The 21,838-nt window shown below is 55.9% G+C and carries 18 protein-coding genes; 17 read left to right on the top strand and 1 reads right to left on the bottom strand.

Annotated elements, in window-relative coordinates; genetic code table 11:
• Positions 1-4 precede the first annotated feature (4 nt).
• The 16 genes from QP503_RS06750 to dnaE all read left to right on the top strand — a co-directional run bounded on the left by QP503_RS06750 (position 5) and on the right by dnaE (position 20,033).
• The gene (locus QP503_RS06750) at positions 5-1,765 is read left to right on the top strand and encodes a peptidoglycan D,D-transpeptidase FtsI family protein (protein WP_006681687.1); all 1,761 of its coding nucleotides are present in this window, start codon (positions 5-7) and stop codon (positions 1,763-1,765) included.
• Positions 1,766-1,805: 40 nt separating this feature from the next.
• Complete coding sequence (locus QP503_RS06755; RefSeq protein WP_006681686.1) at positions 1,806-3,212, top strand: UDP-N-acetylmuramoyl-tripeptide--D-alanyl-D-alanine ligase; 1,407 nt, start codon at positions 1,806-1,808, stop codon at positions 3,210-3,212.
• The gene (gene mraY / locus QP503_RS06760; RefSeq protein WP_103633561.1) at positions 3,209-4,294 is read left to right on the top strand and encodes a phospho-N-acetylmuramoyl-pentapeptide-transferase; all 1,086 of its coding nucleotides are present in this window, start codon (positions 3,209-3,211) and stop codon (positions 4,292-4,294) included. Before QP503_RS06755 ends, mraY begins: the two co-directional genes overlap by 4 nt.
• Complete coding sequence (gene murD / locus QP503_RS06765) at positions 4,291-5,715, top strand: UDP-N-acetylmuramoyl-L-alanine--D-glutamate ligase (protein ID WP_103633562.1); 1,425 nt, start codon at positions 4,291-4,293, stop codon at positions 5,713-5,715. Before mraY ends, murD begins: the two co-directional genes overlap by 4 nt.
• Positions 5,716-6,999, top strand: a complete 1,284-nt coding sequence (locus QP503_RS06770; protein ID WP_006681683.1) for an FtsW/RodA/SpoVE family cell cycle protein — start codon at positions 5,716-5,718, stop codon at positions 6,997-6,999.
• A gap of 5 nt (positions 7,000-7,004) precedes the next feature.
• A complete protein-coding gene (locus QP503_RS06775; RefSeq protein WP_006681682.1) occupies positions 7,005-8,120 on the top strand; it encodes a UDP-N-acetylglucosamine--N-acetylmuramyl-(pentapeptide) pyrophosphoryl-undecaprenol N-acetylglucosamine transferase in 1,116 nt (371 codons plus the stop codon).
• A gap of 60 nt (positions 8,121-8,180) precedes the next feature.
• Positions 8,181-9,518 (top strand): UDP-N-acetylmuramate--L-alanine ligase, encoded by a 1,338-nt coding sequence (gene murC, locus QP503_RS06780; RefSeq protein ID WP_050998829.1) that lies wholly within the window; start codon positions 8,181-8,183, stop codon positions 9,516-9,518.
• A 233-nt stretch (positions 9,519-9,751) separates the two neighbouring features.
• Entirely contained in the window at positions 9,752-10,564 is an 813-nt protein-coding gene (locus QP503_RS06785; RefSeq protein ID WP_006681680.1) for a cell division protein FtsQ/DivIB, read from the top strand.
• 127 nt (positions 10,565-10,691) lie between these two features.
• Positions 10,692-11,957 carry a cell division protein FtsZ gene (ftsZ, locus tag QP503_RS06790; protein ID WP_006681679.1) on the top strand — a complete coding sequence of 422 codons (1,266 nt, stop codon included), beginning with the start codon at positions 10,692-10,694 and terminating at the stop codon, positions 11,955-11,957.
• Positions 11,958-11,960: 3 nt separating this feature from the next.
• Complete coding sequence (locus tag QP503_RS06795) at positions 11,961-12,725, top strand: purine nucleoside phosphorylase YfiH/LACC1 family protein (protein ID WP_006681678.1); 765 nt, start codon at positions 11,961-11,963, stop codon at positions 12,723-12,725.
• A 180-nt stretch (positions 12,726-12,905) separates the two neighbouring features.
• Positions 12,906-13,376, top strand: coding sequence for a cell division protein SepF (locus QP503_RS06800; RefSeq protein ID WP_006681677.1), 471 nt, complete (start codon positions 12,906-12,908; stop codon positions 13,374-13,376).
• A 10-nt stretch (positions 13,377-13,386) separates the two neighbouring features.
• Positions 13,387-13,695, top strand: coding sequence for a YggT family protein (locus QP503_RS06805; protein ID WP_006681676.1), 309 nt, complete (start codon positions 13,387-13,389; stop codon positions 13,693-13,695).
• A 281-nt stretch (positions 13,696-13,976) separates the two neighbouring features.
• Positions 13,977-14,618 carry a DivIVA domain-containing protein gene (locus tag QP503_RS06810; protein WP_006681675.1) on the top strand — a complete coding sequence of 214 codons (642 nt, stop codon included), beginning with the start codon at positions 13,977-13,979 and terminating at the stop codon, positions 14,616-14,618.
• 173 nt (positions 14,619-14,791) lie between these two features.
• Complete coding sequence (gene lspA / locus QP503_RS06815) at positions 14,792-15,340, top strand: signal peptidase II (protein ID WP_006681674.1); 549 nt, start codon at positions 14,792-14,794, stop codon at positions 15,338-15,340.
• A complete protein-coding gene (locus QP503_RS06820; protein WP_006681673.1) occupies positions 15,333-16,250 on the top strand; it encodes an RluA family pseudouridine synthase in 918 nt (305 codons plus the stop codon). The genes lspA and QP503_RS06820 overlap by 8 nt, the downstream gene beginning before the upstream one ends.
• Positions 16,251-16,481: 231 nt before the next feature.
• The gene (gene dnaE / locus QP503_RS06825) at positions 16,482-20,033 is read left to right on the top strand and encodes a DNA polymerase III subunit alpha (protein WP_040318716.1); all 3,552 of its coding nucleotides are present in this window, start codon (positions 16,482-16,484) and stop codon (positions 20,031-20,033) included.
• 115 nt (positions 20,034-20,148) lie between these two features.
• Here dnaE and QP503_RS06830 read toward each other — a convergent pair whose 3' ends face one another.
• Positions 20,149-20,382 (bottom strand): RNA-binding S4 domain-containing protein, encoded by a 234-nt coding sequence (locus QP503_RS06830; RefSeq protein ID WP_006681671.1) that lies wholly within the window; start codon positions 20,380-20,382, stop codon positions 20,149-20,151.
• Positions 20,383-20,498: 116 nt separating this feature from the next.
• Here QP503_RS06830 and hisD point away from each other — a divergent pair, with 116 nt between their 5' ends.
• Complete coding sequence (gene hisD / locus QP503_RS06835; RefSeq protein ID WP_285067821.1) at positions 20,499-21,836, top strand: histidinol dehydrogenase; 1,338 nt, start codon at positions 20,499-20,501, stop codon at positions 21,834-21,836.
• The last annotated feature ends 2 nt before the right edge of the window (positions 21,837-21,838 follow it).

The raw sequence follows: 21,838 nt of genomic DNA on the forward strand, positions 1-21,838 counted from the left end.
TCGTATGACTCAGCGTTTTGGGCGATCTCTTGCCATCCTCATCATTTTCTTCTTCGGCCTGATGGCCTGTGCGATCCGCTTAGTCGATTTACAGATCATCAAGGCGCCCATGCTTGCAACCGAAGGCGAGGCCGTTCGTACGTCGCAGACGGGCATTGCCGCTAAACGAGGCTCAATTACCGACGCGACGGGCACGATCCTCGCGGACTCGATTCTGACCTACGACATTGCCGTTAATCAGATCAACTTGCGTTCTTATGTTCACTCAGAAACGACGAAGGAAAACGGGGTTGAAAAGACGAAGGTTGTGGGACGAGGCCCGGTCGAGGCCGCCCGCCAGCTGGCTCCGCTTCTGCACATGAGTGAAGCTGAGCTTGGCGGCTTGTTTTTGGGTGACTCGACCTACACGTATGTGAAGCGCAATGTTGATGCGGTGACGTATCGAGAGATTCGTGCTCTGGATATTTACGGCATTGAGTGGGAAGCCACCTACGAACGGACGTTCCCCAATGGGAATGTTGCTGCTCCGGTGATTGGTACGGTCAATGCTGAAGGCGTTGGCTCGTCGGGCATGGAATCGCAGTTCAATACGTTGCTGACGGGCACGCCTGGCTCGCAGCAGTATGAGATTGCTCCGAATGGTGCGATTATTCCTGGCGCGAAGAAGACAACGGTTGAGCCTGTTGACGGTGGTTCCCTGCAACTGACGTTGCATGCTGACTTGCAGCATCTTGTTCAGGACATGCTGGATGCTCGCGTGGAGCATCACAAGGCCGAATGGGGCACCGTTGTCGTTGAAGATGTGACGACCGGTGAAATTTTGGTGATGGCGGACTCTGAGTCGACTATCCCAGATAACGCGAATCCTCAGCCTGTGGCTTCGGTGCAGTATACGGTCGAACCTGGTTCGGTGGGCAAGGTGGTGACGTTCGCGGCCGCGTTGGATGCGGGGACGATCACTCCCACGTCGGTCTTTAATGTGCCCTATTCTTTGGATCTTCCCGATGCGGGTGGTCCGATTACAGACTTCCACGAGCACGATGGTGAAACTCTCACTGCGACGGGTATTTTGGCTGAATCGTCGAATACTGGCACCGTTCTGGTTGGTCAGACTCTGTCGAATGAACAGCGCTACGACATGATGAAAGCCGTTGGCTTTGGTGACCTGACGGGCGTGGAGCTTGCTGGCGAAACGACAGGTATTCTTCGTCCTCCAAGCGAGTGGGCGGGCCGTGATCAGTATGTGTCGATGTTCGGCCAGTCCTATTCGGTTTCACCGCTCCAAGAGACCTCGTTCATGGCCACAATCGCGAACGGTGGAGTCCACATTCCTCCCCGATTGGTCAAGTCGTGGACGAACGCTGACGGGACCGTTGAAACCCCCGAAGAGCCCAAGCCAACGCAGGCCATGAAAGCTGATACGGCGCAGAATCTGATGCTGATGATGGAGTCCGTCGTTGAAGATCATCTGGGTACTGCAGGGGCTGCGAAGGTTGATGGGTATCGCGTCGGTGTGAAAACCGGTACGGCAGATATCGTCGTCAACGGTCAGCATGGCATTGTGTCGACGACCGCCGGCCTGCTTCCCGTTGAAGCGCCTCGGCTTGCTATCTCTGTTGTTCTTTACAATCCTAAAGTTGCCTACATTTCCTCTGATTCCTCGGCGCCACTGTTCGGTGAGGTCGCGCAAGCGTCAGTGCGTAATCTAGGTATTCCAGCTTCGACGACGCCGGCAACGCTGTTCCCGACGACGCCGACTAACTGAGACGATGAAGTGAAGTCGTATGAATCGTAGAGGAAATAGCATGTACAGGTTAGCTGGGTGGATTGCTGAAGCAGTTGCAGGAACCCTGAACGGTGCTGACCGTCAGGTTGTGATGAACCGTGTTGTTACAGATTCGCGCTTGGCGTCAGCTGGTTCAGCGTATGTCGCACGAATCGGCGAGGCCACCGACGGGCATGACTACGTCAAACAGGCCGTTGACAATGGTGCGGTTGCACTGATCGTTGAACACCTCGTTGATGTTCCCTCGTCCATTGCGCAGATTATTGTCGAGGATTCGACCTACGCTTTGGGTCGCCTTGCCCATGCTCACCTTGAAGACTTGCGTGAGCGTTTTGGGCTGGATGTTATCGCGATGACCGGCTCGGCTGGGAAGACGACAACGAAGGATCTGCTTTTCCAGATTATGAGTACTGATGCTCCCAGCGTTGCCCCTCAGCTCTCGTTCAACAACGAGGTTGGACTTCCTCTGACGGTTCTTCAAGCTGATGAAACAACCCGCCATCTGGTTCTTGAAATGGGTGCGTCTGGCATCGGACACATCAAGTATTTGACAGATATTGCGTCGCCGGATGTTGCCATTGAACTGATGGTTGGTCACGCTCACCTGGGTGGCTTCGGGGGAGTCGACGGGATTGAAAAGGCGAAGGGGGAGCTGATTACAGGTTCGCGCCCCGGTGCTCCGGTGGTCTTGAACTACGACGATCCGCGCGTCATGAATATGACGAAACTGTCGACAGGTCCGATTACGACGTTCTCGCCATCAGGCAAAGAGGGAGCCGATTTCCGTGCTCTCGACGTGGACGTTGACCACCTTGGCCACGCACACTTCACGCTTGAAGCCCCCGGTGGTCGTGGCCTCGTGAATCTGAATATCGTTGGCGTGCACCACGTGGCGAACGCACTGGCCGCCATCGCTGGCGCGGTACAGCTTGGTCTTGAACTCGATCAAGCGATTCGTGCGATCAACGAGGCTCGGGCGCTGTCTCCGCACCGAATGGATGTCGTTGAATTAAGCATTGACAGTATGAAAGTCACGATGATTGACGATGCCTACAATGCGAACCTCGATTCCATGAGAGCCGCTTTCGCTACGCTCACTTCGATCGGTGAGGGGCATACGAAGATCGCTGTTCTTTCCGAAATGCTTGAACTCGGCGACGAGTCTGCTGACATTCACCGCCAGGTTGGTCTGATGGCGAAAGATGCCGGAGTCGAGTCGCTGATTCTGTTGGGTCAAGACGGTCCCTATTACGCCGAGGGTGCTGGTGACACCATCGATGCGGAACACGTCGGTAGTGTTGATGAGGCTGTCACGGCTGTTTGTGCGAAACTGAAAGACGATTGTGTGATTCTTGTGAAGGGATCCTTGTTCTCATATTCGTGGAAGGTAGCGGACCAACTCCGCGAGAAGGGAGTCCAGCGATGATTGGCCTTATTGTCGCCTTCGTCATTGCACTGGTGATTTCCCTGTTGGGAACCCCTTTGCTGATCCGATTCCTGATCGCTCACCAGTACGGGCAGTTCATCCGTCAGGACGGACCGACCCAGCACTTGACGAAGCGCGGTACACCCACAATGGGTGGTCTGGTTTTCATTCTGGCAACCATTATCGCGTGGGTGATTGGGGCGTCGATCGCAGGATCCGGACCCTCGTGGTCCGGATGGACTCTGGTTGTTCTCTTCGCAGGTCTTGGCTTTATTGGCCTTTTGGATGACGGCATCAAGATCATGCGTCAGCGCTCCCTTGGTCTGCATCCGACCGGGAAAATTATCGGTCAGATCACGGTTGCCGCAGTTTTCGCGTGGATGTCACTGACCCGCCCCAATGCCTATGGGACAACGCCGGGTACGCTTCACCTGTCCTTCATTCACCTGTCACCCATCACGCTCGGGTTTGCTGGCCTCGGATTGGGGGTTGTCCTGTATTTGATCTGGACGAACCTGATTGTGACCGCCTGGTCAAACGCGGTGAATCTAACCGACGGCCTCGATGGCCTTGCCACGGGCTGTTCCATTTTCGTTTTCGGCGCATACACGTTTATCGCCTACTTCCAGAAGATTCAATCCTGCTTCCCGCAGGGGCAGGCGACAACTCTCTGCTATCCGACGCGTGATCCTCTGGACCTTGCAGTTTTCTGCGCCGCGATCATCGGTTCGCTTGCTGGCTTCCTCTGGTGGAACGCTTCGCCCGCTCAGATCTTCATGGGGGATACGGGCGCGCTGGCACTCGGTGGTGCGGTCGCTGGCCTGTCGATTCTGACGAACACCGAGTTCATCGCAATCGTGATTGGTGGACTCTTCGTTGTCATCGTGATGTCCGACGTCATCCAGATTTCGGTCTTTAAGGCAACGCATAAGCGTGTCTTCCGCATGGCACCGTTGCACCACCACTTCGAGTTAAAAGGCTGGCAGGAAATCACGATCGTGATTCGCTTCTGGCTGATTGCCGCGTTGTTTGCAGTGGCCGGTGCGGGCATTTTCTACGCTGACTGGGTGACAACGCTGTGAGTGATCGTTACGCCGTCATCGGCCTGGGCAAATCGGGCAAAGCAGCAGCAAAAGCTCTGTTGAAGCGCGGGTACGAGGTTCTTGCTTTCGACCAGCGTTCCGGTACTCCCACAGACGAATTAGGTATTGACGTTCATGTTGTTCCCGATGCTGGGGATCTCGCCTGCGCCGTTATTGACGCTGGTGTTGACACGATCATCGTGTCTCCAGGAATTCCTGCGCACGCCCCTATCTTTGAACGCGCTCAAGCTGCCGGGATCCCGATCTGGGGTGAAGTTGAATTGGCGTGGCGTCTTCAAGAGCAAGGCCCTCATGCTGGTCGCCCCTGGCTGACTGTGACGGGCACGAACGGCAAGACAACGACTGTGGGCATGCTTGCGTCAATTCTTCGGGCCAACGGTGACGACGTTCTTGAGGTTGGCAATATTGGCACCCCCATCACCGAAGCAATCGACTCAGATGCCAGCGTCTTCGCTGTTGAACTCTCCAGCTTCCAACTCCATACCTCCTACACGATTTCGCCTTTGGCGTCCTTGTGCTTGAATGTGGATGCTGACCACCTGGATTGGCATGGAAGCGAAGAAGCATATGTTGCCGATAAGGCGCGCGTATACGAGAACACTCAGGTTGCCTGCATCTACCCGGCCAATGACCGAGTGGTTGAAGCGATGGTTGAAAACGCAGACGTTGTGGAAGGGGCGCGTGCCATTGGGATCACGCTGGGCTCGCCTTCGGTGTCGCAACTGGGCATCGTTGAAGGTGCGCTTGTTGACCGCGCCTACGTTGAAAACCGGCACCGTGAAGCTGCCCACCTGGGTGATTTGAGCGATTTGAGCACGGTCTATGGGGAGAGTCTTTCCCCGGCTGTTGTGATGGATGCTCTTGGCGCGGCAGCACTTGGACGCGCATACGGTGTGCGTCCGCATGCGGTTCGTGATGGCCTGCGCGTTTTTTCTCCAGCAGGACATCGCAGAGCTGTTGTCGGGCAAGTCGCTGATGTCACGTGGATCGATGATTCGAAAGCGACGAACGCCCACGCTGCCAAAGCATCCCTCTATGGGCTTCCTCCTCACTCGGTTGTCTGGATCGTTGGCGGGGACGCAAAGGGACAGGACTTTACCGACCTTATTCGCGACGTTGAGCCGGTTCTGCGCGGTGCGGTGATCATCGGCGAAGACCGTTCGGACCTACTCAAGGCTTTCCGTGCGAGCGCACCCAATGTTCCGGTCGTTGACGTCGGTGGCCATGAGGATTGGATGTTCTCCGTCGTCAATGAGGCTGTCGCTCTTTCACGCCCCGGTGATTTTGTTGTTCTTGCTCCGGCCTGTGCGTCATGGGATCAGTTTGATAACTACGGTCAGCGTGGCGACGTGTTTGTGAACGCTGTTGAACGTTTGCGTGACCAGTGGAGTGCCAAGTAGATGGCGAAGATCAAGAGCGCCATTGATAGTGTGATCCGTCGTCTTCCGCGTTTTGTTTTTGGTGCGGATGATGAACACTATGAGATTCAACCACTGACGACGTACTACATGATTATCGTCCCCACGGTGGTTCTGACTATTTTTGGTTTGATGATGGGCTTTTCAGCTCAATCGGTGACATCAATCGCCAAGGGCGCCAACCCGTACATGGCGTATTTGCGTCCCAGTGTCATCATTGTCATCGCCCTGATCATTGCCTTCGTTGTTCATAAGATCCCTCGCCATATTTTTGTCCGTTTTGCTCCCCATGCTTTCGGGCTGGGATTGATTGTTCAGGCGATGGTCATTACCCCTCTTGGCCGTTCTGAAGGCGGCAACGCGAACTGGGTGTATTTTCCCGGTATTCCCGTCCTTGTTCAGCCGTCAGAGTTCTTGAAACTCGCTTTGATCGTCTTTCTTGCTTTCATTTTGACCGGACCGAATAGGGATTTTTCAAACTGGCGTCAGATGAGTGTTCTTGCGGGGCTCCCCGTGGTTGTCACGCTGATCGACGTCATGCTGGGTCATGACTTGGGTACGTCAATGATTGTGACGGCCGCCGCCATGGGAGCATTGTGGATTGCTGGTTTGCCGAAGCGCTGGTTCGGATACGCGTTCGTCCTAGCTGTTCCGCTTTTGGTGTTCTTGGTCATTCAGAACCCGACGCGTCTTCGTCGAATCTTGGTTGTTCTTCCGGGTTTTGCTCCCAAGCGTGATTTGTCTGCCCCCGAACAGATTGATCATTCGCTGTGGGCTTTTGGCTCCGGTGGTGTTTCTGGACTGGGTCCGGGGGCCTCGCGTGAGAAATGGAATTATCTGCAGGCGGCACACACGGACTTTATTTTCGCCATCGTTGGTGAGGAGTTCGGGTTGATGGGTACGTTGGCAGTGCTTACGGCTCTTGCTTTGTTGGTGTGGGGAATGTTCCGACTGGTTCGTTCAACGTCCGACCCGTTTGTCGCTATCGTTGCTGCCGGTGTGGCAACGTGGATCGGCTTCCAGGCTCTCGTGAATATTGCCTCGGTTACTCAGCTCGGCCCGGTTATTGGTGTCCCACTGCCTCTTGTGTCCTATGGTGGATCATCGTTCCTGTTCACCGCGCTGGCCATCGGCGTTGTCGCGTCCTTTGCGCGTAGTGATGCTGGTATGACTATGTGGAGATATTCTGATCCTGCTACTCGTCGTCGTGATCCTCGGGTTACTCCGAAGCTTCGACGAGCAGGTGGATCCAAAGCTCGAAAGTAGGCAACATGTTGGGCAAAGTCGTTTTGGCTGGTGGCGGTACCGCTGGGCACGTGAATCCGCTGTTGGCCACGGCGACGGTTCTTGCCAAACGTGGATATGACGTCGAGGTCCTTGGAACAGCTCAGGGCTTGGAATCAGATTTGGTTCCCGTTGCAGGGTTTCCTTTTCATGTGATTGAAAAGGTTCCTTTCCCACGCCGACCTTCCCCTTCGATTCTCACTTTCCCATTCCGCTGGCGTAAAGCGGTGAATCAGTGTCGTCTGGCGATTCGTGATGCTGATGTGGTTGTCGGCTTTGGCGGATATGTTTCAACTCCCGCGTACTGGGGCGCACGAGGCGCCGGCGTCCCGATTGTCATTCATGAACAGAATGCCAGGCCCGGATTGGCAAATAAGGTGGGGGCGCGCTACGCCAATGTTCTTGCGTTGACGTTTGCGAATACTCCGTTGAAGGCGCGCAGGGGCATCACGCAAGTAACGGGTCTTCCTTTGCGTCCTGCTATCGAAGAGCTTGCGTTGGCGCGCCAAGATGCCGACGGTGTCCGTGTTGCGCGCGAGCGTGGGGCGAAGAACTTGGGCGTAGACCCCAAGAAGACGACCCTTCTTGTTACCGGCGGATCTCTTGGAGCTCTCCACCTGAACGATGCCATGATTGATGCGCTTGACGACTTGCCTGACAATGTGCAGGTGATTCACTTGACCGGCAAAGGAAAAGACGCCCCTGTGCGGAGCAAGGTTGACGAGTGTTCGGTGGGCGATCGCTACCTGGTTCTGGATTATCTGACGACCATGGAAGATGCTCTTGCCTGTGCAGACTTGGTTGTCTGTCGTTCGGGTGCAGGAACGGTTGCCGAGATGACGGCTCTGTCGTTGCCGTGCGTGTATGTTCCGCTGGCTATCGGTAATGGCGAACAGAAGCTGAATGCGCATGACCATGTTGCCTCTGGCGGAGCGCTCTTGGTTGATGATGCGTCATTCAACGCAGATACGGTGCGACAGAAGGTTTTCCCGCTACTGACTTCACCGGAACTGTCCGCTATGGCGACAGCATCGGCAGGATTAGCAAAGATCGATGCTGCCTCGCGTTTAGCTGACCTGGTTGTTTCACAGATCGCGCGCTAGGGGGAGAACGTGGAACCTATCGAAGGACACTTCCATTTCATCGGTATCGGTGGAGCGGGAATGAGTGTTGTTGCTGAACTGCTTGCTGCGCGTGGCGCGCGGGTGACTGGTTCAGATTGTGCCGATTCGGATGTTCTTGCGCGTTTGAATGAAAAAGGAATTCGCGCATTCGTCGGCCACGATGCCACTCATGTTGATGATGATGCGACGGTTGTTGTGTCAACTGCGATTCGTGAGTCGAACCCAGAGCTGACCAGGGCGCGTGAATTGGGGTTGGATGTCATTCATCGTTCGCAGGCGTTGGCGCTTGCTGCCAGTGGAATGCGTTTTGTTGGCGTTGCCGGCGCCCACGGGAAGACGACTACGTCTGGGATGATTGCGGTTGGTCTGCGTGGGGCTGGTCTGGATCCGTCGGTCGCGGTGGGTGGAATTGTTCCGCAGTTTGGTTCCGGTGCGCATTTGGGCACGTCGGACGTGTTTGTTGCCGAAGCTGACGAGTCTGATGGCTCGTTCTTGAACTACACTCCGTCGATCGAAGTTGTCACGAACGTTGAGCCCGATCACTTGGATCGCTATGGGACGCGCGAAGCGTTCGAAGCTGTTTTCGTTGACTACGCAAAGTGTCTGGTTCCGGGTGGTCTTTTGGTGTGTTGCGCTGAAGACGCGGGGACTGCCCGCCTGAGCGAGTCGGCGCGTGAGCTGGGTATTCGCGTGGTGACCTACGGGCGCTCCGATAAGTCCGTGGTGGATGCTGACGTGACGATTTGTGATGTAGAGACGACGCCTTCTTCATGTCGTGCACGAGTCAGCTACGGCGATATCAGCGCGGAGCTTTCCTTGGGTGTTCCGGGCGTGCATAACATTCTTAATGCTGTTGGCGCGTGGATTGCCGGCGTGGAGCTTGGCGTTGAACCTGGCCTGATGGCTTCGTCGCTTGCTGGTTTTACGGGGACAGCTCGCCGTTTTGAGCTCCGTGGAACTGTGGGGGACAGGCGCGTTTTTGATGATTATGCGCATCATCCGACAGAGGTTTCTGCCGCGATCGAACAGGCGCGATTGGTTGCCGATGGCGCTGATGTGACCGTGGTTTTCCAACCTCACCTGTATTCGCGTACGCGCTTATTCGCGGATCGTTTCGCCAAGGCGTTGTCGGGCGCGGATCATGTGGTTCTTGCGGATATTTATGCTGCTCGCGAGGATGATGATCCCGCCGTGACTTCCGCTCTGATTGCGGATCAGATTAAGGGCGCTGAGTGTGTCCACGATATGCACGAGGCCGCCCGAATCGGAGCGCGTCAGGCTGGTTCGCGGGGCGTTCTGATCACGATGGGTGCTGGTTCAATCACCCAGTGTGCAGATGATGTTATCGATGAGTGGCAACGCATGGATGCCTCGTGAAGCCACCTCAGCCGCGTCGAACGCCACCCGGATCGACTTCTACGCAACACCAGACGACGTCCACTTCTCGCTTGTCGTCAAAGGGATCTGCTACCCAAAAGTCTTCTTCTGAAAAACCTCCATCACGTCCGGTTGTTGCCCGACCAAAGCGACCGCATAGGGATACTCCAGAGTCTGGGCAACCCCCAGAGCGTCAACAGGCAGCACACAAGCGAGGGGCAAGGAAATCTTCGTTGCGTTCTGCTCGTGTCACACTTGCCCGGCCGGTGGGGCAGCAGGATGCCGCTGCTCTCTTAGGTGGTGAAAAGCGCAACGAGCGTTCTGAGTTTGATCTGCGTCGCCAAGAGCGAGCTCGGGCGCGTCGGATTCTCTGCATCAAGACGATGGCAATGATTGCTGCGGGACTAGCGTTTATCGGTGGTTTGGTGTGGGTATTGCTGTTTTCGCCTCTGCTTGCTTTGAGCGCGTCATCGGTGCACGTTGAAGGCGCAGATGAAACCTTGATCACCGCGGAATCAGTTCTTTCGTCAACTGCGCCGTACGTGGGCACCCCGTTACCTAGGGTTCCGACTGCGGCGATCGCTGAATCCATCGAATCGAATGTCGTTGTCGCTTCAGCTGAAGTGGAGCGACAGTGGCCAACGGGTTTGGCAATTACAATTACTTTGCGAACTCCTGCGATGATCGAGGGAAGTGCGGGCGCGTTCCGCCAGGTTGACGATGAGGGAGTGAGTTTCGCTGATGCTCCTACGTTGATCGAGGGGCTTCCATTGGTGAGCCTCCCGGAGACTGATGAAGAACGAGCCGAAGCGGCCTCGGATGTTCTTTCCTTGTGGTCAAACCTGTCTGAGGCAACAAAAGCGCAGGTTTCGGGTGTGAGTGCCGATGGTAAAACTCTGTCGTTTACGCTGACCAACGGTGCCCAAGTGAAGTGGGGAACTCCTGATGATGGGGCGCTGAAAGCACAGGTTTTGGACGTGCTGTTGGCTCAAAGGAGCGTCCGTGTGTATGACGTTTCATCGCCGACTCATCCTGTCACGTCATAGTCGATTGTTCGTTCAGCGTGTCGCCTTGAAGAAGGTCTACTCAATCCCTAGCTTTCTTCCGAACGAGAGCAGGGTGAAGTTGAACCTTCAACCTGAAGTTGAGGGTTTGATATAGAAAGAGTGACCAATGGACGAACCTCAGAAGAACAAGGCCATAATCAAGGTCGTTGGCGTCGGCGGTGGTGGCGGAAATGCTGTCGATCGCATGATCGAAGCTGGCATGGGTGGTGTCGAGTTCATCGTTGTGAACACGGACGCTCAGGATCTTCTTCTGTCGAACGCTGATATCAAGATCGACATCGGTCGCGAAATTACCCACGGCTTAGGTGCAGGTGCTGACCCTGAGGTCGGACGTAAAGCAGCCGATGACAATGTTGACCTGATCGCTCAGGCTCTCGAAGGCGCTGACATGGTGTTCGTTACCGCAGGTGAAGGCGGTGGTACAGGCACCGGCGCAGCCCCAGTTGTTGCGCGTATTGCTCGCGAACAGGATGCGCTGACCGTGGCTGTCGTCACCCGCCCGTTCTCTTTCGAGGGCAACCGTCGTGCATCCATGGCAAATAAGGGCGTCGAAGCGCTTCGTGAAGCCGTCGACGCTCTGATCGTCATCCCGAACGATCGTCTACTTGAGATTCAGGATGAAGATTTCCCGATCACCAAAGCGTTCGAAGCGGCAGATCAGGTTCTGCACTCCGGTGTTCAGGGCATTACCGATCTGATTACCATCAACGGCATGGTCAACGTCGACTTCAACGATGTGAAGTCGGTGATGAAGGATGCCGGCTCGGCCCTCATGGGTATTGGCCAGGCAACCGGCACAGATCGCGCAGTCGACGCAGTCGAGCGCGCAATCTCCTCGTCGCTCCTCGAATCGACAATCGATGGTGCGCGTGGCGTCCTCCTGTTCTTCCAGGGCGGCTCGAACCTGTCCCTGCAGGAAACCGCACGCGCATCGAAGCTTGTTCAGGAATACGTCCACCCCGAAGCCAACATCATCTTCGGTGCGGTCATCGACGAGACACTGGGCGACCAGATCATCGTCACCGTCATCGCCGCTGGCTTTGACGAGCAGGATCCGCAGACCGACATCGCGTCGCGTCCCAGCGTTATCGGAACCCAAACTCCCGCGCAGTCCACGACACCTGTTGCTACCCCGGCTCCCGTAGCTGCTCCGCAGGAAACTCGCGCGCTCGGTGAGGTTCCGTCCGCTCGCCCAGCCCATCGTGCACCTGTCCAGGTGCCGACCCGTACGGCAACGATTCCAGTTGCTACCCAGCAGCCGGTGCAAGAAGCTCCCTCCGTCGCAGAGGAACCCTCTTTGGAAGTTCCTCGTATCTTTGATGAGGAATCTGAAAGCGCAGCGGATCTGGATATTCCGGACTTCCTGCGCTGAGCGATGCTCACCCAGCTCAACGGTGCCTCGATCCATCTCGTCCAGGCGGGTCGAGGCACCGCCTCGTTAAGGAACAATGTTGCGCACCACGTGGGTGACGACTTTCAGCTGGTGAAGGAGCGAAGGCAGCTTCTTGCCAGCGAGTTTGAGCGCCCGATCCTCTGGATGAATCAAACCCACTCTCATGTGATCGGCCTCGTCGTCATGACAGCAGACGGGCACCCAACGTTGAATCTCGATACCCACACGTCGACGCTGAACCTCAGCGACCCGATGGACACTATTGAAGCCGATGGCGTCATCATCGATGCGCGAGGCTGGCAGGACGCTCCCGGGATTGCAGTCATGACAGCGGACTGCCTACCGATTGTCCTGTCAACGGCGGGCGGAACGATCGTGGCAGCCGTGCACGCCGGAAGAAAAGGCTTGTTCGACGGCATCATTACTCGAGCAGTGACTCTCATGCGTCGTCTTGCTCCAAGCCATGACATTGAGGTGTATATTGCTCCCGCAATCTGCGGTGACTGCTATGAAGTGCCCGCCCAAATGCGTGACGAGTGCGCCGTAGAGCGCCCTGAAAGTGCCTCGCGTACATCGTGGGGAACGCCCGCTCTTGATCTTCCGCGCGCAGCTCAAGCAGAACTGCGAGCGCTTGGGTGTACCCGCATTGAAATTGACCCGCGATGCACTCTCGAAGACCCCACGTTGCACTCCTATCGGCGTGACCGTGAGTGCGGTAGGAATGCCACAATCATTTTCCCGGCGTAGGGCATGTGTTGACCGATGCAGGCAGTGGCATGTCGCGCGGTGATAAAGGCTCTTGAGTCCCTTGCGGCAGGGGCGTAATCGGAATTATCCACTCTGTTTTTTCGACATACCGGCAAGGTTGCGCCGTAACGGACAGCGCGGGCATTAACGTTGCAGAGCCGACACAATCAGGAGGACACAATGGCGGATGGTTTCGGAGCTCGAGCTCGTAAGTTCATGGGCTGGTACCCGGCTGACGAAGTCGAGGATGAAGCCCAGGATTTTGATCTCTACGAAGATGAAACTACGTACGAGACTGAAATTCCGCAGAAAGAGATTTCCTCCGTCGTCACCCCTCTGCACCGTGAGGACCTTGAAGTGAAGACAACGTCTGACCTTTCGCGCATCGTCACCGTCCACCCGACCGCATACTCGGATGCTAAGACGATCGGCGAAGCCTTCCGCAACGGAACGCCCGTCATTATGAACGTCACTGATATGCGCGAAGAAGAAGCACGCCGTCTGATTGACTTCGCAGCCGGCCTGACCTTCGCTCTTCGCGGTGGTTTTGAGCGCGTGACCAACCGCGTCTTCCTGCTGTCGCCCGCAACCGTAGAGGTCACCGGCGATGTGATTGGAAGCCGTCGCGGAACCCTCTTCAACCAGGGCTGATTAGCTTTCGATGACAGCACTTGTATACGCCGGCTGGGCGATTTACTGGCTTGCGAGCATCTACCTGCTGTTCGCGTTCATTCGACTGGTCTTTGATTGGCTTGAGTTTCTTCTGCCGAACTTTAGACCGCGCGGAATCCTGCTTGTTATCGCGAATTTCGTGTACGTGCTGACAGATCCGCCGATTCGATTCCTGCGTCGAAGAATTCCGCCACTGCGCATCGGTGCCGGTTTGTCGCTGGATCTTGGATTCTTGATTGTTTTTGTCGCGCTGATCGTGTTGCAACGAGTAGGAATTTCTCTGGCAACAATTGGCTGACTTCGTGGGTTAAAGGTCGCTGATGTTGCTGGTCAAACGCTGTTATTTGACCGCAATGGTTGTTTTGAACCGTTGGAGAGGTGCCTGACTGGCCAAATCTCGCACGCATAGATTGTGAGTAATGTGTCATGTCATGTGTTCATTGTTGCGTGTGTGACTATTGAGTCAGATATGATAATCCATGATGTGTCGATGGACAGTTGTCCGGCGACTGTCCTGATGCGCAACCGACGTCAATCGCTTGGGATCGCATCGACCCGACGATATTGAGAGGCGAACACATGGCTCTGCTGACTACAGAGGACGTTCTTAACAAGAAGTTCCAGTACGTAAAGTTCCGCGAAGGTTACGACCAGGTTGAGGTTGACGAATTCCTTGACGAAGTCGTTTCGACGATCTACACCCTGAACGTCGAGAATCAGGATCTGAAGGAAAAGCTTGAAGCGGCCGAGCGTCGTATCGCCGAGCTCTCCTCCGGTGCTGAAATTGTCGAGGCTCCGGTTGCCCCGGCAGTCGAGGTCGTAGAAGAGGCTCCTGCTCCGGTTGAACAGACCGTTGAGGAGGCTCCGGTTGCAACCGTCGTCGAGACCCCTGCCGAAACCGTAGCGCCCGTCGACACCGAGTCGGCTGCTTTTGCTACCAACATGCTTACACTTGCTCAGCGCGTCCACGACGAATACGTGCGCGACGGCAAGGAAGAATCCGAGCGTATCATCGCCGAAGCTCACGCCAAGGCCGACGAGATCGTTGCAGACGCTCAGAACCAGCACGAAACCATCCTTGCGAAGCTTGACGAAGAACGCACTCGCCTTGAGGGCACCATTAACGAGTTGCGTTCCTTCGAGTCGGATTACCGCTCGTCGATCCGTGGTCACCTCGAGACCCTGCTCTCCCAGGTCAACCCGGACACCCAGCAGGACTGATCTTTTCATCAGATCTGATCTTCACATCGGTTAAATGGCGGTGGTACCTCTCAGGACCACCGCCATTACCATGTGAAAAGCTAAGAACCATCATCCTTGGCTAGCAGATAGGGCCTCGGGGCGCCTTCACTACGATAAGGCAAACACAAAGAACCCAGAAAGGAGAACCTGACATGAATACCTCCCAGTCAAAGTCTCGCTATGTTATCGCGGGAGCGATTGCGATTGTCGCAGTGGTCCTCGATCAGGTGACGAAGTTCTGGGCGTTGTCAGCATTAGCTGATGACACTCACCCGATTCCGATTATCGGCTCGCTGCTTTCTTTCCAATTGCTTCATAATTCGGGTGCCGCGTTTTCTTTGGGAGAAACGTCCACGTGGGTTTTCACCGTCCTCTCGGTTGTCATCATCGGCATCCTGATTGTTGGACTGAGTCGCTCTGTGCGTGTGAGCGCGGCGGCCTGCCTTGGTCTTCTGGGTGGCGGAGCGATCGGTAACTTGATCGATCGTCTGATCCAGCCCCCGGGCATCGGCGTTGGACACGTCGTTGACTTCATCAACTACAACGGCTTTTTCGTTGGCAATGTGGCTGATATTTGGATTGTGATTGGCGCGATTTGGTTGGCGTGGGAGTTTTCCCGTGATGGAGCGTTCTCCGGTGAAGACAACGCAGATGATGCACCTGTCGTGAATTCATTGAGTGACGAGGCCGCGCATGAGTGATACGCGTTTGCTTCCTGTTCCTGACGCGCTGGTAGAAGAACGCGTTGACGTGGCTCTTGCTCGCATGCTCGGGATGTCGCGTGCGCAGTGTGCGGGGCTTGTTGAAGATGGAAACGTCCTGATTAACGGCGTGGTTCCTTCAAAGTCGACCAAGCTCGGTGCGATGGATCTGATTGAAGTCACTATCCCAGCGCCCGATACAACCCCACCACCGGTCACCGGCATGGACATTCTTTACGACGATGATGACGTGGTTGTCGTTGATAAGCCCGTGGGCGTTGCTGCGCATACGGGGCCAGGCTGGAGTGGCCCGACGGTTCTTGGAAACTTGGAAGCGGCCGGTTATCGCATTACCTCGTACGGTCCCCCCGAGCGCCAGGGGATTGTGCACCGTCTCGATGTGGGAACATCGGGGGCGATGATGGTGGCGAAGTCAGAGCTCGCCTATTCGGTGATGAAGCGCGCGTTCAAAGAACGAACCGTGACGAAGATTTATCACGCGGTCGTTGCCGGTCATATGGATCCGCCGTCGGGCACGATTGATGCTCCTATTGGTCGCCACCCGTCGCGGGAGTGGCGCATGGCCGTCATCGATGGTGGGAAGCATGCGGTGACGCACTATGACACGTTGGAACTGATGGCGGGGGCGTCTCTGCTGGAAATCCATTTGGAGACCGGGCGAACCCACCAGATTCGTGTTCACACCGCGGCAGTGGGGCATCCGTGTGTCGGAGACGTTTTCTATGGGGCTGATCCAAAGAAGGCCAAAGAATTGGGCCTCGTGCGCCAGTGGTTGCATGCCGTTGAACTGACGTTTAACCACCCGCGTACCGGTCTGCCCACAACTGTTCGCTCACCCTATCCCGCTGATCTGCAAGCGGCTTTGGAATCGTTGAGGATCGCCGACTGATACCGCAATCATCGTAGCGGGCACCGGCAAACCACGCCGGCATGTTGTGTACTGAAAGCATATCCATGCACCCCTCACGAGTGTGCAATCTTTGGTCGCCTGATGAAGAAGGCAGGTGCGTCAATACGCCGAAAACTGCTGGTCGAGCTTGTGAATCTGCGTGATTTCAAGGAAAGCTCTCACGCTCCTTCCGGGGTGCTTAATCACCCGATGACGGCTACCATCAAGACCATGGCTGATTCCTTCGTTCACTTGCACAACCACTCCGAGTACTCGATGCTTGACGGCGCAGCAAAGACGAAGGCGATGGCTGAAGAAGCGGCTCGTTTGGGTCAGCCCGCTATTGGCTTGACCGATCACGGCTACCTGTTTGGCGCATACGACTTCTACTCGAACTGTAAGAAGGCCGGGGTCAAGCCGATTATTGGTTTGGAAGCCTATGTGACTCCCGGTACGTCGCGTTTTGACCGTCAAAAAGTGCGATGGGGAGAACCCTGGCAAAAGAGCGATGACGTGTCGGGTTCGGGTTCATACAACCACCTGACGCTGCTCGCCTATTCAACCGAGGGCATGCATAACCTGTTTCGCCTCGGTTCCTACGCCTCAACTGAAGGACAGTTTGGTAAGTATCCTCGCGCGGATAAGGAACTACTCTCTCAGTTCCACGAGGGCTTGATTGTGTTTACCGGGTGTCCTTCGGGTGCTGTTCAGACGCGTATGCGCCTTGGCCAATGGGACGAGGCAGTTCGTGAAGCAGCCGAGCTCCGCGATATTTTTGGCGCAGAAAACTTCTACGTTGAGCTCATGGACCACGGCATCGAAATGGAACGTCGCACCCAGCTCCAGCTACTGGAATTGGCGAAGTTGATGGATGCTCCGCTTGTCGTGACGAATGACGCCCACTATGTGAAGAAGGAAGACCGTCAGATCCAAGACGCTCTTCTTTGCATCAACTCCGGTTCGCGTATTTCTGACCCCGATCGATTCAAGTTTGATGGCGACGGCTACTACATTCGTCCCAGTGAAGAAATGCGCGAGCTGTGGAAGGAACTCCCACAGGCGTGCAACTCGACTCTGGAAATCGCTGAACGTTGCGAGGTGTACTTCACAACCACCGATGACGGCGCAAACTACATGCCCGACTTCCCGGTGCCCGAAGGCGAAGACAAGACCTCGTGGTTCATCAAAGAGGTTGAAAAGGGCCTCAACTATCGTTTCCCGAACGGTATTCCCGACGATGTCCGTAAGCAGGCGAAATACGAAGAAGATGTCATTATTTCGATGGGCTTCCCCGGTTACTTCCTGACGGTGGCAGACTACATTAACTGGGCGAAGAGCCAAGGTATTCGCGTTGGACCTGGTCGTGGTTCGGGCGCAGGATCAATGGTTGCCTACGCCATGAAGATTACAGAGCTGAATCCTCTTGAACACGGTCTGATCTTCGAACGCTTCTTGAACCCAGAACGTATCTCGATGCCCGACTTCGACGTCGACTTCGACGAACGTAGGCGAGATGAGGTCATTCAGTACGTCAAGGCCAAGTATGGCGAGGATCGCATTTCGCAGGTTGTCACCTACGGCACGATTAAGACAAAGCAGGCCCTGAAAGACTCTGCCCGTATCTTGGGTAAGGACTTCAAGGTGGGCGAGCAACTGACGAAGGCTCTACCGCCGTCCATCATGGGCAAGGACATTAGCGTTCACGGCATCTTTGACAAGGATGACAAGCGTTACGCCGAAGCTGTCGAGTTCCGTAAGTACTACGAAGAAAACCCGGAGACTCACGAGGTCGTTCAGTACGCGCTCGGTCTTGAAGGTTTGACCCGCCAGTGGGGCGTTCACGCATGTGCGGTCATCATGAGTTCGCATACGCTGACCGACATTATTCCGATTATGAAGCGTCCCCAGGATGGCGCGATCATCACTCAGTTCGACTATCCGACGTGTGAAACACTCGGCCTGCTGAAGATGGACTTCCTGGGTCTTCGTAACCTGACGGTCGTCTCGGACGCGCTGGAAAACATTGTGCTGAACGGCAAGGAAGAACCGGATCTGGAACACCTGGAGTTCAACGATCCAAAGACATACGAACTCCTGTCTGCCGGTGAAACACTGGGCGTTTTCCAGCTTGATGGTGGCGGTATGCGCGACCTTCTGAAGCTGATGAAGCCCGACAACTTCGAAGATATTTCCGCTGTCGGCGCCCTGTATCGTCCAGGTCCGATGGGCGCGAATTCGCACACGAACTACGCGCTACGTAAGAACGGGAAGCAGGAAATTACGCCGATTCACCCCGAATTGGCTGAGGCACTGGAATCGATTCTGGGTACGACCTACGGCTTGATCGTGTATCAGGAACAGGTCATGCAGATCGCGCAGAAGCTGGCGGGCTACTCACTTGGCCAAGCAGATATTCTGCGTAAGGCAATGGGTAAGAAGAAGCCCGAGGTTCTGGCAAAGCAGTTCGAGGCATTCCAGCAGGGAATGCTGGACAACGGCTATTCGAAGGAATCAATCCAGGCTCTCTGGGATGTCGTTGTTCCCTTCTCCGCCTACGCATTCAACAAGGCACACTCGGCCGCATACGGTTTGGTGTCCTACTGGACCGCGTTTTTGAAGGCGAACTACAAGACCGAGTACATGGCGGCTCTGCTGACGTCCACGAAGGACAACAAGGACAAACGTGCGCTCTACTTGGCTGAAGCCCGACACATGGATATCACGGTTCTTCCCCCCGATGTCAATGCGTCGCAGGGTAACTTTGCGCCAGACGGTGAAGCGATTCGTTTCGGTCTGAACGCGATCCAGAACGTGGGAGCGAACGTGGTTGAAGCCATCGTTGAGACCCGAAAAGAAAAGGGCCCGTTTACTTCCTTCCAGGACTTCTTGGACAAGGTGCCTCAGGTTGTGTGCAACAAGCGCACGATTCAGTCGCTGATCCGTGCAGGTGCGTTTGACTCGATGGGCTACACGCGTCGTGCAATGCTGTCGTGTTGTGACGAGGCCGTTGAAGCAATCACCGATGTGAAGCGTAACGAAGCGATTGGTCAGTTCGACCTGTTTGGTGCGTTGGGTATGGATGCCGGCGCTGATAGCGGTTCACATGCCCTGGGAGTCACTATTCCGGATATCCCTGAATTCGACCGCAAGTTCAAGCTGTCTCAAGAACGCGAGATGCTTGGCTTGTACGTGTCGGATCATCCGCTTCGTGGCATTGAAGGAGCGCTGGCTCGCTATCAGGATCACGAGATTGCGCAGGTCGTCGGATCTGAGGATTCAATGTCGAATCAGACGGTGCGTATCGCGGGTCTGATTTCAAATGTTCAGACGAAGGTGACGAAACAGGGTAGTGTGTGGGCCGTTGCGACCCTCGAGGACTTGTCGGGGTCGGTTGAAGTTCTTTTCTTCCCGCGTTCTTACGAGACGATTTCAACGCATCTTGCCCAGGACATTGTGGTTCAGATTGAGGGTCGCGTGAATGTCCGCGATGAGGGCATGTCGATTTATGGCCAGTCGATGACGATTTTGGACTTGCGTGAGGACGGCGATACTCCGCTGGAGCTTCAGCTTCCTGCAACGCGGTGTACGGCGGAATTGCTGGGCGAGTTGAAAGATGTCCTTCAAGCGTTCCCAGGTGATTCTCCTGTTCGTTTACATATCCGCGAGCGCACGGGCACGACGATCGTTGAGTTGGATCAGCGTTTGCGCGTGTCGCCGACGGGACCGTTCTTCTCACATGTGAAGGCTATCGTGGGCATCGACGGAGTCCTGAGCACGCACTGAGCTACTTTCGGGGGGCTCGTGCTAAAAGGACGAGGCCGCCCAGCGTTGTTGGTCGTTTCTCGTGTGTCGGGGTCGAATGATGGGATGGCGTGGCCTTGGTTGTTGCGCCTCAGGCTTAGTCGATCTGTGCGACGATGGCGCCATCTGATCCCATGGGGGAGTTAACCTCTACGACGTCACCGTCTGTGAGCTGACGACCTCGCCTGGTTTCAACTGTGTGGTTGACGTATACGTCGCCACCCTGGATGAGCTCGCGTGCGAGTCCCCCGTCTTCGGCAAGGTTGGCGAGTTTGAGGAACTGTCCGAGTCTGATGACTCCGCTGACTTCGATGGTGGGGAAGTCTGACATGGACGTTTCCTTTCTGGCGTTTACGGGCTGCGGGTGAGTTGTCCGCATTGTGTGCTTCTATGTTCGCGCGTTGGGCGCCGAAGAACCAAATGTGTGTGCCCGCCTATGCTTGGGGTATGGATACTCTGATGCAACGACTGGATCTTCGTGGAACTGTTCTTGAAACGACAGATCTTGCTCATGCGTTGCCTCGTGCTGCGCTGGATACGTCGAAGGCCGCAGATCAGGTTGCTCCGATCTTGAAGCGTGTTCGTGAAGAGGGCGCGCCCGCGCTGTACGACTTGGCTGAAAAGTTTGACCGTGTTCGCCCGGCTTCGCTTCGTGTTCCGGCTCAGGCAATTGCTGATGCTTTAGCGAATCTTGACCCGAAGATTCGCGAGGCGCTTGAGATGTCGATTGCGCACAACCGTATGGGGCATACTCAACAGTTGCCCGCGCCTGCTCAGGTGCAGATTATTCCGGGCGGAACCGTGTCCCAGCGTTGGATTCCAGTTGAACGTGTGGGCCTGTATGTTCCCGGTGGCTTGGCTGTCTACCCGTCGTCCGTCGTGATGAACGTGGCGTGTGCGCAGGTTGCGGGCGTGGAGTCTATTGCGTTGGCGTCTCCTCCTCAGTCAGAGTTCGGCGGTCTTCCTCACCCGACAATTTTGGCGGCGTGCGCGTTACTGGGCGTTGATGAGGTCTGGGCGATTGGTGGAGCTCAGGCGATTGGATCCTTTGCCTACGGTGTGACCGATGGTGATGACGTCTTGAAGCCCGTCGACGTGGTGACCGGACCGGGCAACATTTTCGTTGCCGCAGCCAAGCGCCTTGTTCAGGGAACCGTCGGCATTGACGCCGAAGCGGGAACAACCGAGATCGCAATCCTCGCCGATTCCAGTGCTCACCCGGCATTCGTTGCCGCCGACCTGATCAGTCAGGCGGAACATGACCCGGCTGCAGCATCGGTCCTCGTGACCTCCAGCGAGGAACTGGCTGACGAAGTGGAAGCTGAAATCAAGGTGCAGGCGCAGGCGACAACGCACACCGAGCGTATTCTTACCGCCCTGTCAGGCCCACAGTCCGGTATTGTCCTCGTCGATGATGTGGAAGACGGACTGACTGTCGTGAACGCGTACAGCGCAGAGCACCTGGAAGTCCAGACCCTGAACTCCCGCGATGATGCACTGAAGGTGAAGAACGCGGGTGCCATCTTTGTTGGGTCGTACACGCCGGTTCCACTCGGCGACTACATTGCCGGCTCGAATCATGTGCTGCCCACCGGTGGCACAGCGCGCTTCGCATCGGGATTGAATGTCATGCAGTACCTGCGTTCCCAGCAGGTCGTGGAATACACGGCCGAAGCACTGGATCAGTTGAGCGACAAGCTGAACACGCTTGCGATCGCGGAAAATCTGCCGGCACACGGTCAAGCCGCCCTGATCCGCCGCACAGCTGCCAAAGACGGAGAGTGACA

Source organism: Pauljensenia sp. UMB0895 (genome assembly GCF_030218905.1).
In the GTDB taxonomy this organism is placed as follows: Bacteria; Actinomycetota; Actinomycetes; order Actinomycetales; family Actinomycetaceae; genus Pauljensenia; species Pauljensenia turicensis_A.

Excerpts from the sequence above, each read along its gene's own strand:
- hisD (WP_285067821.1), top strand. The coding sequence starts at position 20,499 with ATGGATACTCTGATGCAACGACTGGATCTTCGTGGAACTGTTCTTGAA.
- dnaE (WP_040318716.1), top strand. The coding sequence starts at position 16,482 with ATGGCTGATTCCTTCGTTCACTTGCACAACCACTCCGAGTACTCGATG.
- ftsZ (WP_006681679.1), top strand. The coding sequence starts at position 10,692 with ATGGACGAACCTCAGAAGAACAAGGCCATAATCAAGGTCGTTGGCGTC.
- lspA (WP_006681674.1), top strand. The coding sequence starts at position 14,792 with ATGAATACCTCCCAGTCAAAGTCTCGCTATGTTATCGCGGGAGCGATT.
- QP503_RS06830 (WP_006681671.1), bottom strand. The coding sequence starts at position 20,382 with ATGTCAGACTTCCCCACCATCGAAGTCAGCGGAGTCATCAGACTCGGA.
- QP503_RS06820 (WP_006681673.1), top strand. The coding sequence starts at position 15,333 with ATGAGTGATACGCGTTTGCTTCCTGTTCCTGACGCGCTGGTAGAAGAA.
- QP503_RS06775 (WP_006681682.1), top strand. The coding sequence starts at position 7,005 with ATGTTGGGCAAAGTCGTTTTGGCTGGTGGCGGTACCGCTGGGCACGTG.
- QP503_RS06750 (WP_006681687.1), top strand. The coding sequence starts at position 5 with ATGACTCAGCGTTTTGGGCGATCTCTTGCCATCCTCATCATTTTCTTC.
- QP503_RS06795 (WP_006681678.1), top strand. The coding sequence starts at position 11,961 with ATGCTCACCCAGCTCAACGGTGCCTCGATCCATCTCGTCCAGGCGGGT.
- QP503_RS06810 (WP_006681675.1), top strand. The coding sequence starts at position 13,977 with ATGGCTCTGCTGACTACAGAGGACGTTCTTAACAAGAAGTTCCAGTAC.
- mraY (WP_103633561.1), top strand. The coding sequence starts at position 3,209 with ATGATTGGCCTTATTGTCGCCTTCGTCATTGCACTGGTGATTTCCCTG.
- QP503_RS06755 (WP_006681686.1), top strand. The coding sequence starts at position 1,806 with ATGTACAGGTTAGCTGGGTGGATTGCTGAAGCAGTTGCAGGAACCCTG.
- QP503_RS06805 (WP_006681676.1), top strand. The coding sequence starts at position 13,387 with ATGACAGCACTTGTATACGCCGGCTGGGCGATTTACTGGCTTGCGAGC.
- QP503_RS06800 (WP_006681677.1), top strand. The coding sequence starts at position 12,906 with ATGGCGGATGGTTTCGGAGCTCGAGCTCGTAAGTTCATGGGCTGGTAC.
- QP503_RS06770 (WP_006681683.1), top strand. The coding sequence starts at position 5,716 with ATGGCGAAGATCAAGAGCGCCATTGATAGTGTGATCCGTCGTCTTCCG.
- murC (WP_050998829.1), top strand. The coding sequence starts at position 8,181 with ATGAGTGTTGTTGCTGAACTGCTTGCTGCGCGTGGCGCGCGGGTGACT.